This window comes from Hymenobacter convexus (genome assembly GCF_030580955.1).
Taxonomy (GTDB): Bacteria; Bacteroidota; Bacteroidia; order Cytophagales; family Hymenobacteraceae; genus Hymenobacter.
The window spans coordinates 115,887-126,929 of the sequence record NZ_JAUQON010000008.1 but is presented as its reverse complement, the minus strand read 5'-3'; the positions used below and the strand labels follow the sequence as shown (position 1 = coordinate 126,929).

6 protein-coding genes are annotated in these 11,043 nt (G+C 65.5%); 3 read left to right on the top strand and 3 right to left on the bottom strand.

The window, feature by feature from the left end:
* Positions 1-321: 321 nt before the first annotated feature.
* Positions 322-5,976: a beta strand repeat-containing protein gene (locus Q4S41_RS17310; protein ID WP_305032394.1), complete on the top strand. Its 5,655-nt coding sequence runs from the start codon at positions 322-324 to the stop codon at positions 5,974-5,976.
* A gap of 166 nt (positions 5,977-6,142) precedes the next feature.
* Here Q4S41_RS17310 and Q4S41_RS17305 read toward each other — a convergent pair whose 3' ends face one another.
* The gene (locus tag Q4S41_RS17305) at positions 6,143-6,871 is read right to left on the bottom strand and encodes a GAF domain-containing protein (RefSeq protein ID WP_305032393.1); all 729 of its coding nucleotides are present in this window, start codon (positions 6,869-6,871) and stop codon (positions 6,143-6,145) included.
* Between the two features lie 258 nt (positions 6,872-7,129).
* Here Q4S41_RS17305 and Q4S41_RS17300 point away from each other — a divergent pair, with 258 nt between their 5' ends.
* Positions 7,130-7,849 (top strand): hypothetical protein, encoded by a 720-nt coding sequence (locus tag Q4S41_RS17300; RefSeq protein WP_305032392.1) that lies wholly within the window; start codon positions 7,130-7,132, stop codon positions 7,847-7,849.
* A gap of 259 nt (positions 7,850-8,108) precedes the next feature.
* On the opposite strand, the gene Q4S41_RS17295 is transcribed toward Q4S41_RS17300, so the two are convergent.
* Positions 8,109-8,813: a hypothetical protein gene (locus tag Q4S41_RS17295; RefSeq protein ID WP_305032390.1), complete on the bottom strand. Its 705-nt coding sequence runs from the start codon at positions 8,811-8,813 to the stop codon at positions 8,109-8,111.
* A gap of 151 nt (positions 8,814-8,964) precedes the next feature.
* On the opposite strand from Q4S41_RS17295, the gene Q4S41_RS17290 reads away from it, so the two are divergent.
* The gene (locus tag Q4S41_RS17290) at positions 8,965-9,435 is read left to right on the top strand and encodes a hypothetical protein (RefSeq protein ID WP_305032389.1); all 471 of its coding nucleotides are present in this window, start codon (positions 8,965-8,967) and stop codon (positions 9,433-9,435) included.
* A 138-nt stretch (positions 9,436-9,573) separates the two neighbouring features.
* On the opposite strand, the gene Q4S41_RS17285 is transcribed toward Q4S41_RS17290, so the two are convergent.
* Positions 9,574-11,028, bottom strand: coding sequence for an amino acid permease (locus Q4S41_RS17285; RefSeq protein WP_305032387.1), 1,455 nt, complete (start codon positions 11,026-11,028; stop codon positions 9,574-9,576).
* Between the last annotated feature and the right edge of the window lie 15 nt (positions 11,029-11,043).

Here is an 11,043-nt window from a genome sequence, read left to right as displayed (position 1 = left end):
CGCCGCCGGATTGCAGCGCGAAGAATCAACAAAGATAACCGCGAAAAAGGTCGGTTTTGGGCATTCAGGCCGAGTGGTGCCGCCGGGTGGCGCAACTGGCTCAGAGGCAGGCGAAGGCGGCGCTACACCAAGACCCGGTGCGGGAACTCAAGATATTTGAATGTACCGTATCAAATAAAGCCCATTCGTGCATAGCTTTCCGAAACTTATGCCGGCACTGTTTTGGCGAACCGCCTCCTCGTCATTGCCCCACGCTCTTCCGCGCCTCCCACCCACCTGTTGCATCTAATTTCCAACCAACCATCCCCTCAACCACCCCACATGAAAAAACCTTTTACCAGCCTACCACGCCTGGTTTTACTGGCACTGGCGAGCGTCTGCACGCTGACCGCCCGGGCCCAGACCTACACCCCGGTGCCCCTGACCGGGTTCACCCACGACATCATCGCCAACGGCACCGGGGCCGTGAGCGCCAGCACCACGGCCGACATCGACGGGGCGGCGGCCACCGGCGGCACCGGCTACACCCTGATGGCGCAGGACTACGTGGGCCCCGCCGGCCAGGTGCCCAACAGCACCACCTACCCGGCGGCCACCTACCCGGCCCTCGAAACCAGCGGGCTGATTACCAGTGTGCTCAACAGCGCCATTACGTATCAGCTGGCGTCGTATTCGGCCAATAATGCCCTGCGCTTGTACGGCGCCAGCGCTTCGGGCACGCTTTCGTTTGCCACGCCCAGCCCGGCCGCCGAGCTGTATGTGATTGGCACCTCGGGCAACGCCAACAGTGTGCTGGACATCACCGTTACTTTTGCCGACGGGACCACGCAACTATTTCCCAGCCAGACCATTGCCGACTGGTTTGCCGCCAGCCAGACCAACGTGGTGCGCGAAAAGCTGGGCCGCGTGAGCCGCGGCGACAACACCGTGCAATACACCGGCACGCCCGTTGGCCCGCGCATCTACCAGCTGAAACTGGTGCTGAGCCCGGCCAACGTGACGAAAAACATCACGGGCATCACCTTCACGAAACCGCTGGCTGCCGGCAACACCGTGTTGCTGGCCGTGACGGCCGGCGTGCTGCCGGTGTGCGCCGCGGCCCCCACGGGCCTGACCACCGCCGCCACCACCACCAGCGGCGGCACCACATCCCTCACCACGGCCTGCTCCTCCACCAGCATCTATCTGGCGGTGAGCGGCCTGGCCAACCAGTCGGGCTATACTTATCAGTGGCAGTCATCGACGAATGGCAGCACCTACACGGACATCAGTGGCGCAACCAGCGCTACGTACACGGCCACGGGCCAGCTGGCAGCCACGTACTACCGGGCGCGCGTAGCCTGCCTCTACGATGGCGCGGGCGGTACGGCGGTATCCTCGGCTCCGGTGCAGGTGGCCCAAACGGCTTTCGACAATTGCTACTGCACGCCCAGCAGCAGCAGCGGCTGTGGCACTTACGCCCAGCTGCTTAAGGTAGAAATTCCCGGCACCACGCTGTCGAACACCTCTACCTGCTCGTCGTCGCCTTACTACACCAACTACACCACCGGCGCGGCCACCACGGCCACGCTCAGCCCCGGCGCCAGCTACCCGATGTCCATCACACTGGGGCGCTACGCCAAGGCCGGCCTGTGGATAGACTACGACCACAGCGGCACCTTCGACGCGTCGGAATACCTCGTGGTGGGCACCAACTCAACCAACACCTCCGGCAGCACCGCCACCGTGACGCCCACCCTGACCATTCCGGCCACAGCCCTGACGGGCACGACCCGGATGCGGGTTCGGACCCAATATTTCCTGGTTTCGACTTCCTACCCGCTTGACGGCACCAGTGCCTGCATCAGCACTACGTACGGCGAAACGGAGGATTACACCATCACCATCGCGCCCGCCACGGCTTGCACGGGCACACCGCCAGCCATCACACTGGCGACTTCGGCAGCCACGGTTTGCGGCGGCACCGGCTTCACGCTTACGGCCAGCGGCGTCGCCGCCGGCACCACGGGCCTGTCGTACCAATTCCAAAGCAGCCCGGCCGGCGCCAATACCTTCACTAACCTAGGCGCGGCACAGGCTACAGCCGCTTATGCCGTGGCCAGCCAAACGGCTGCCACCGACTACCGCGTGGTGGTAACCTGCACGGCCAGCGGCCAGTCGGCCACTTCTACTGTGGCGGCCGTGGCCCAAAGCCCTTTCCTGAATTGCTACTGCACGCCGGTAACCTCGGGCCTTGGCTCCGATGGCATCACCAACGTGACGCTGGGGCCGCTGGTCAGCGCGTCTTCGGCCACTAATGCCTCGCCGTATTACACGGATTATTCAGCTACGCAAACGGCCGGCACCCTCCAGATTCCGGCGCTGTTCCAGGGCGGCACGGCTTCGGTTTCGGTTACGATGGGCTCCGACGGCTCGCAGTACAGCGGCGTTTGGCTTGACTTCGACCACAGCGGCACCTTCGATGCCAGCGAGTTTTTCACGCTGGGCACCAATGCCGGCAGCGGCGGCACGTCGGTTATTCCGATTACCATTCCGGCCGGGGCCCTGACGGGCCAGACCAAGATGCGCGTACGCGGCGGCAACGACGTGGTGCTGCTCAGCAGCCAGTCGTGCACGGCGGCTTCCAGCACTTCCAACTACGGCGAAGTAGAAGACTACCTGGTGACCATTGCGGCCCCCATTGCCTGCACGGGCACGCCGCCCACCACCACGGCCACGGCTTCGGCCACCACGGCATGCACCGGCACCGGCTTCACGCTGAACGCCACGGGCATTGCCGCCGGCACCACCGGCTTGAGCTACCAGTGGCAGAGCAGCCCGGCCGGCGCCAACACCTTCACCAACCTGGGGGCAGCGCAGGCCACGGCCGGCTATTCGGTGACTGCCCAAACGGCCGCCACCGACTACCGCCTTGTCGTGACCTGCACGGCCAGCGGCCAATCGGCCACTTCCAGCGTGGTGAGCGTGGCCCAAACCTCGTTCCTGAGCTGCTACTGCACGCCGGTGAGCACGGGCACCAACGAATACATCAAGAGCGTGACCCTGCCGGGCACCCCCGGCTTCACCAACGCCACCAACGCCAACTCGACCAACGGCTTTGGCGACTTCACGGCCAGCACCACCAACACCACGACTCTCGTGCAGGGCGTGACCTACACGAACGGCGTGAGCGTGATTGTGCGCTCGAATAATGCCAACTCGCAGGGCGGCATGTGGATTGACTACGACCACAGCGGCACCTTCGACGCGAGCGAATACACCCTCATCGGCTCGTCCAGCCTCACGGCCGCCGACGTTACCTTCCCGGTGACACTGACGGTGCCCGCCACCGCCCTGCTCGGCAACACCCGCGTGCGGGTGCGCTGGCGCAACGGCGTCTTCACCTCGGCCGATGCCTGCGTATCGGGCGCCACGGCCTGGTATGGCGAGACGGAAGACTATGTGGTCAATATTGTGGCCTGCACGGCCAGCCCGACGGCCTTCAGCTACGGCCCAGCCGCTACCTACTGCGTATCGGGCGCTACCAACCCGGCGGTTGTGCTGGGCACGGGTGCCGTGGCCGGTACCTTCACCTCCACGGCGGGCCTGACTATTGACGCCACCACCGGCGCCATCACCCTGGCTAGCTCCACGCCCGGCACCTACACTGTCACCAACAGCGTACCGGCCTCCACCACGCTGTGCGGCTCGACGGCGACGGCAACCATCACCATCACGGCGGCGCCCACGGCGGACTTCTCCTACGCCGCCACTACGTACTGCGTATCGGGCACCAGCAACCCCGCTCCCGCTCTGGCTACGGGCGCCACGGCCGGCACGTTCTCGTCCACCACGGGCCTGAGCCTCAATGCCACCACCGGCGCCATTGCCCTGGCCAGCAGCACGCCTGGCACCTACACCATCACCAATACGGTGGCGGCTGCCAACGGCTGCGCGGCGGTAACCAGCACGGCCAACGTGACCATCACGGCGGCCCCGACGGCCGGCTTCAGCTACCCCGCTACGGCCATTTGCGCCGGCAGCAGCGCCACACTGTCGCCCACCATGGCCACCGGCGCCACCGTGGGCACATTTTCGCTGCCCACCGCCACTGGCCTGAGCGTTAACCCGAACGGGGTGGTGACGGTAGGCGCTACGGCAGCCGCTGGCACGTACACCGTGACCAACACCGTAGCCGCCGCCAACGGCTGCGCGCAGGTAACCAGCACGGCCACCTTCACGGTTGCGCCCCAAACGACGGCCACCTTCACCTACCCGGCCGCTACTTACTGCGTGAGCGGTACGACCAGCCCCACGCCCACAATCACGGGCACGGCAGGTGGCACGTTCAGCGCCGGCACCGGTCTGACCATCAACCCAACCACGGGCGTTGTGGCGCTGAGCAGCAGCACGCCCGGCACCTACACCGTGACCTACACGGTGGCCGGAAACTGCGGCAGCAGCAGCACCCAGACGCTGAGCATCAGCGCGCCCCTGGTAGCTGGCTTCAGCTACGGCGGCGGGTCGTTCTGCGTGAGCGGGGCCGCCAACCCGGCGGTGACGCTGGCTTCGGGCGCCACAGCGGGCACCTTTGGCTCGACGGCCGGCCTGAGCCTGAATGCCACCACGGGTGCCATCACCCTGGCTTCCTCGACGCCCGGCACCTACACCGTGACCAACACCGTAGCGGCTGCCAACGGCTGCGCCGCCGTGACCAGCACGGCCACCGTGACCATCACGGCCGCCCCGACGGCCGCCTTCGCCTACCCCACGGCCACGACCTGCGCGGGCAGCACCGCCACCCTCACGCCCGCCCTGGGCACCGGCGCTACGGCGGGCACCTTCACGCTGCCAGCGGCTACCGGCCTCACGGTGAACGCCACCACGGGTGCCATCACGGTGGGCGCAACGGCCACGGCTGGCACTTACACCGTGACCAACACCGTGGCCGCCTCCGGCGGCTGCGCGGCCGTCACCAGCACCAGCAGCTTCACGCTCACGGCGCCCAGCACGGCTACGTTCACCTACCCGGCCGCTACCTACTGCCTGAGCGGCACCAACCCCGCCGCTACCATCACGGGCACAGCGGGCGGCACCTTCAGCTCGGCCACGGGCCTGAGCCTTAACGCCAGCACGGGCACCATCAACCTGAGCGGCAGCACGGCCGGCACCTACACCGTGACCTACACCGTGAGCGGCACCTGCGGCAGCAGCAGCACCCAGACGGTGACCCTCACGAACGCACCGGTGGCCACGTTCAGCTACGCTACGGCAACCGGCTGCGTGGGCTCGGCATCGGCGGCGACGCCCACGCTGGGCACGGGGGCTTCGGCCGGTACCTTCAGCTCGACCGCGGGCCTGACCATCAATGCCACGACCGGCGCCATCACGCTCTCGACTTCGACGGCGGGCACCTACACCGTGACCAACACGCTAGCTGCTTCCGGCGGTTGCGCAGCGGCTACGGCCACGACGACCTTCACGGTGAACCCGCGCCCGGCCACGCCCACCATCACGCCAACGTACAACGGCACGACCACCACGCTCACTTCGAGCGCCACCACCGGCAACCAGTGGTACCTGGGCAGCGGCATTGTGACCGGCGCCACCGGCCAGACGCTGGTGCTCACCGGCCTGCCCGCGCAGTTGGGCTCCTACACCGTGACCACCACCAACGCCAACGGCTGCGTGTCGCTGCCCTCCAACCCGCTGGTGGTAACCTCGGCCAAGGGTGGCATTGCCGGCACCACGCTCACCCTCTACCCCAACCCCACGCCCAATGGCCGCCTCACGCTGGAGCTGGGCGGCTACCGCGAGGCCGTGACCCTCACCGTGCTCAACGCCCTCGGGCAGCGGGTGTACGAGGGCTCGGTGACGGGCAGCGCCCTCACGCAGCAGCAAACGCTCAACCTGAGCGCCCTGCCCAGCGGCGTGTACATGCTGCAGGCCCGCACGGCCAGCGGCGGCGTGGAAGTGCGCCGCTTCGTGCGCGAATAGCGCAGAGCAACTCCGCTTAAAACAAGAAAGCCTGCCGCATTGCGGCAGGCTTTCTTTGTTTTGGCGTAGCGGGAGCTTTTAGTTCGCGGGCCTGAACGATGCCCGGGCGATGCCGACGGTGCGGGGACGCGCACTGAAAGTCCGCGCTGCGTTGCTGACGGGGCAGTTACCGCACGGATTTGAGGGCGGCCTGCAGCTCGCGGTAGAGCGTCTGGGCCAGGTAGCGGGCCTCGTCGAGGCGGGAGGCGGTGTAGCCCTGGGCGTCGGCGGTGTCGGTGGTTTCTTCCCACTGGCCCAGTTTGGCCAGGGTGGTGAGGCGGTTGAGCGACTGCTGCACGGGGCCGTCGAGGCGGGTGCGCAGGGTGGCCATCAGGGCGGGGTTGGTAGCCTGGGCCGCTTGCAGGCGCAGCAGCTCCTGGGCCACGAGGGCCAGCTCCTTCAGCAATTCGCCCTCCTGCGGTGTGAGCTGGCGGGGGCGGCGGTCCATCACGCAGAGGCTGCCCACGGCCAGGCCGTCGGGAGTGCGCAGGGCCTGGCCGGCGTAGAATCCCAGGTTCATGTGCTGGGCCACGAAGGGGTTGACCAGCTCACAGGGGTCGGCGGCCACGTCGGTAAATTCGGTCAGGCCGTCATTCAGAATGGCCACGGAGCACATGCTGTCTTCGCGGGCCACCACCAGGGCTTCGGGCAGGCCCTCGTTGCCGATGAACACCACGTCGTCGGCCCGCACGAGGCTGACGAGGGCAATGGGCATGTCGAAAAGCCGGGCCACCACGCTCACGAAGTCGTTGAACACCTCCTGGCCCGGGGTGCCCAGCACCTGGTAGGGCTGCAGGGCCTCCAGGCGCTCGTGCTCGTAAGAAGGTATCAGGCCCGGGTACTTCGTAGAATCCATAGAACAAAGAAAACAGCTGCGATTGCAGGGGCCAACTGCTGGGGTTGGGGAATGGTTCGGGTGGGCCGGCAAAAGGCACCGGGTACCGGGCGGGCGCGTATTCGTGAAGTCCCTAAAAGGACTGCCTGTTGGCCGGCATGCCTCATAGTTGCCGGTATTTCGGGCTAGTCAGAAAGTCTGATGTGGTGCTATTTCGACTTGCGAACCTTCGGGAAGCATCCCTACCTTTTGGTTTTCACTCTTTTTGACATTCCTGACATGCGCCGGTCCTTACCAGCCCTGTTACTGGGCACCCTGCTTCTTGGCGGCACTTCGTGCAGAAAGGACGGTCCTGAAGCGGAGGAAGGCCTTTCCTACGTTAACGGCTTGCCGTATTATCATTTCACGAGCCAAGACCAGCCTTGGCTTCAGGCCAAAACAGGGGACAGCTGGACGTTTGAAAACGGGCGGGGTGTGCGGCATACGTATGCCATTCAAGTGGGGCAATACCCGCAACGTGCCTACGAGACGTTTGCCCCTTACGGGCTATTGGGCACCAAGTACACGGTGGTTAGCTACTACGATGAAACCGTCTTGAGTGCATTTAGCCCCGACACCTCCGGAACGGGCAGTGGAGGCAATTTTCACTTTTATCGAGACGCTACCGTCAGGCCTTACAACGAAGTCGGCACCGGCCCCAGCCGATTGTATGCGGAAGGCTACTGGGGCAAGTTTGTTGGCAATACCGACCTCCACAGCGACTATTACAGCTGTCGCGGGGTCAAGTTTCCCAGCGGAACGGCCCTGAACGGCCCTTTTCAGCAGCTCACTGTGCGCGGCCGGACCTATACCGATGTGGTGGCTTTCATCGGCACCTCGCGCGGCCCCAACTGCCAACCGGTTTCCTCCGCCTACCTGCAGGAAATGTACTACGACCGCCAAGCCGGCCTGGTGCGCTTGGTCAGCCTTGGGGGCGAAGTGTGGGACCGGGTGCCCTAGCCCCCTCCCCGGCGGCCGCAATGCCCGCCACCACCCGGCGAAGCCCACTCCGGCCGTCTGGAATGGACTCTGCCGTGTGGCGAAGCCCATTCCAGACGGCCGGAACGGGGTCCACCGTCCGGCGAAGTCCGTTCCAGGCAGCCGGAGTACCCATCACCGCCCGGCTAAGCTCGCTCCAGACGGCCGGAGCACTCCCCACCGCACAGAAAAGCCCGCTCCGGCGGACCGGAACGGGCTTTTCCGCTTTAGGGCGGTTCTACTAGGCTTTTGGGACGCCGGGCGGGGTGGTTTTGGCCTTTTTCGTGCCCGTATCGGCACGGCTCAAATCGAAAAACGCCGCCACCCGCTGGGGCTTGTCGGCAAATTCGAGCAGCAGCGTGGCGTACACCCGGAACAGGGCCAGGCAGGTGGCTTCGCGGCCGTCGTGCAGGTCGAGGCGCTGGGTGTCGGCGGTTTTGGCGATGCCGTCGGCCCGCTTCAGGGCGGCCGAGAGGGCGGCCAGCACGGCGCGGCCCTCGGCGCGCACGGGCGAGGTGAAGGCCGTGGGGCGGGCATCGAGGGCGTCGAGGAAGGCCGTGAAGGCGTCTTCCACTTTGGCCTGGTTGCTCTTGGTGAGGGCGGCGCGGCCCTTGGGGAAGATGGCCAGCAGGTCGGGGCTGCCCTCCTCGTAGGTGGGGATGATGACCTTGCGCTCCACCTTTTTCACGTAGGCCTTGAAGTCGGCCAGGGCCTGGGCCACGGTGACGGTGGCAGCCTGGCCCTCGCCCGAGAGCTGGCCGGCGTGGGCGGTGCGGTAATCGGTAAGGGCCACTTCGAGGGGGTCGGCCACGGCGTCGTACCGGCCCTTGGCTTCCTGCTGCAGGGCCTGCAGGGTGAAGGCGGCCATGTCGGCAAACTGGTCGCGGTTGAGGCGCAGGTTGGCGAAGAAGTTTTCGAACCGGGCGGCGTATTTGGGCTGGGCCATGCGGTAGATGTGGGGGGTTGGTGAAAGCGGCGGCCGGGCACCCTGCCAAGCACGGCCGTAAGGTAGCCGAAATCCGGCAGCCCTGGCGCGGGGCACCGGAAACCGGACGCCCCCACGGCCGTAGAACCCCGCACACCGTCCCCCCATCGCCATGCCCCGTACCGTCGTCGGCCTGTTCACGAGCGCCACCGAAGCCCAGTTTGCCATCGAGCGCCTGCTGGCCGCCGGCTTCGAGCGCACCAATCTGCACCTGGCCACGCAGGCCACCCTGCAAGCCGAACACCTGCCCGCCAGCGCCAGCACCCCGCCCACCGAAACCTTTGAGGACGGCCTCGTCCGGTTTTTCAGCGACATTTTTGCCGGTGCCAATAACGACGACGCCCAGGCCCACATCGCCGCCACCGGCCCCGACCACGCCGTGGTCACCGTGGCCGCCGCCACCGACGAGCAGGCCGACCAGGCCCGCGCTACCCTGGATGCCAACGGGGCCATCGACGTGTACAAGCAGGCCCAGCCGTCGCCGAACCCCATCCCTGGCGATGACGTGGTAGACCTGGAAGGCCGCCTGAGCCGCGTGCGCGACGACGACGAGCTGGACGCCAACGGGCTGACCACGCATTGACCGTTAAGAGTTGGGACCGTCTGTCATCCTGAGCGCAGCGAAGGACCTTCTCACGTCTGCGGCGGATGAATTTCTAGAATTCGTTCACGCGTGATAAGGTCCTTCGCTGCGCTCAGGATGACAGACGCCTCTTAACTCCTAACTTTTAACTCCCTCCTGCGCCAGCCGCAGCTTGCTGTGCCTGCGGCCGTAGCCAAAATAAATCAGCAGGCCCAGCGCCAGCCACACCACGAGGCGCAGCCACGTTTCCCAGGGCAGCGAGGCCATCATCACGAGGCACACCACAATGCCCAGAATGGGCACCACCGGCACCCACGGCGTACGGAACGAGCGGGGGGCGTCGGGGTTGGTGCGGCGCATGATGAGCACGCCCAGACACACCATCACGAAGGCCAGCAGCGTGCCGATGCTGGTCATCTCGCCCACCACCGAGATGGGCACGAAGCCTGCAAATAGCGCAATGAACAAGCCCAGCAGCAGGCTGGACTGAAACGGCGTGTTGTATTTGGCGTGAATGCGCGAGAACACCGGCGGCAGCAGCCCGTCCTTCGACATGGAGAAAAATACCCGCGACTGCCCCAGCAAATCGACCAGGATAACCGACGTGTAGCCCACCAGAATGGCCAGAATCACGGCCGAAGAAAGCCAGGCATAAGGCGTTTTCTCAATGGCAATGGCCACCGGTGCCGCGCTGTTTTTGAACTCGGTATAATTGGCCAAACCCGTCAGCACGTGCCCAAACAGCACGAACAAGACCGTGCAAACCGCCAGCGAGCCGAGGATGCCCACGGGCATGTTGCGCTGCGGATTCTTGGTTTCCTGCGCCATGGTTGCCACGATGTCGAAGCCGATAAAGACGAAGAAAATAACGCCCGCCCCGCGCAAAATCCCGCTCAGGCCGAACTCGCCAAACGTGCCGGTGTTGGCCGGAATGTAGGGTTGGTAGTTGGCGGGGTCGATGTACTGCCAGCCCAGCGCAATGAACACCAGCACCACCGCCACCTTCAAGGCCACCACCAGCGCATTGAACCACGCCGACCCTTTGGTACCGCGCGTGACAATGGCCGTAATGGCCAGCACGATGAGCATGGCCGGCACGTTCACGAAACCGCTCACGGTAGAGCCGTCGGCCAGCGTCGCGCTTTCGAATGGCGACATCACCAATTGAGCCGGGATGTGCAGCCCGTATTTTCCCAGAAACTTGATGAGATACTGCGACCAGCTGATGGCCACCGTGGCCGCGCCCACCGAGTACTCCAGCACCAAATCCCAGCCGATAATCCAGGCAAACAGCTCGCCCATAGTGGCGTAGGAATACGTATAAGCCGAGCCCGACACGGGCACCAGCGCCGCAAACTCGGCGTAGCATAGCGCCGAGAAGGCGCAGCCCACGGCCGCCACCACAAAGGAGAGCGTCACGGCCGGCCCCGCGTTGTTGGCCGCCGCAATGCCGGTGAGCGAGAACAGGCCCGCCCCGATGATAACCCCAATGCCGATAGCAATCAGGCTGACGCCGTTGAGGCTGCGTTTGAGGGTGTTCGCCCCCGTTTCGGCCGCTTCGGCACGAAGCAGTTCGAGTGATTTTTTAAGCATGTAGTTGTTGAAACG

Bases quoted from the DNA above. Each gene is read 5' to 3' on its own strand.
- Q4S41_RS17310 (WP_305032394.1), top strand. From the start codon at position 322: ATGAAAAAACCTTTTACCAGCCTACCACGCCTGGTTTTACTGGCACTG.
- Q4S41_RS17305 (WP_305032393.1), bottom strand. From the start codon at position 6,871: ATGGATTCTACGAAGTACCCGGGCCTGATACCTTCTTACGAGCACGAG.
- Q4S41_RS17300 (WP_305032392.1), top strand. From the start codon at position 7,130: ATGCGCCGGTCCTTACCAGCCCTGTTACTGGGCACCCTGCTTCTTGGC.
- Q4S41_RS17295 (WP_305032390.1), bottom strand. From the start codon at position 8,813: ATGGCCCAGCCCAAATACGCCGCCCGGTTCGAAAACTTCTTCGCCAAC.
- Q4S41_RS17290 (WP_305032389.1), top strand. From the start codon at position 8,965: ATGCCCCGTACCGTCGTCGGCCTGTTCACGAGCGCCACCGAAGCCCAG.
- Q4S41_RS17285 (WP_305032387.1), bottom strand. From the start codon at position 11,028: ATGCTTAAAAAATCACTCGAACTGCTTCGTGCCGAAGCGGCCGAAACG.